Origin of the sequence: Shewanella sp. BC20, from assembly GCF_003129585.1 — a bacterium.
GTDB classification, from domain to species: Bacteria; Pseudomonadota; Gammaproteobacteria; order Enterobacterales; family Shewanellaceae; genus Shewanella; species Shewanella seohaensis.
Genome location: NZ_NHRI01000049.1, coordinates 1 through 290 on the forward strand (window position 1 = coordinate 1; position 290 = coordinate 290).

General features: G+C 51.7%; 1 tRNA gene. It reads left to right on the forward strand.

The window, feature by feature from the left end:
* Positions 1-171: 171 nt before the first annotated feature.
* Positions 172-247 (forward strand) — tRNA-Glu (locus tag CBX96_RS21470).
* Positions 248-290 lie beyond the last annotated feature (43 nt).

The following is a 290-nucleotide window of genomic DNA, read 5'->3' on the forward strand; positions in this document are numbered from 1 at the left end:
CCTTCGTCTAGAGGCCTAGGACACCGCCCTTTCACGGCGGTAACAGGGGTTCGAATCCCCTAGGGGATACCACTCTATCCCATAAAGATAGGGTGCTATCACAAATGACTAGCGAGTGATTTGTGAGATAACGGCAAGACCTCAGTGATGAGGCTAAATATCCGTCCTTGTGTCCCCTTCGTCTAGAGGCCTAGGACACCGCCCTTTCACGGCGGTAACAGGGGTTCGAATCCCCTAGGGGATACCACTCTATCCCATAAAGATAGGGTGCTATCACAAATGACTAGCGA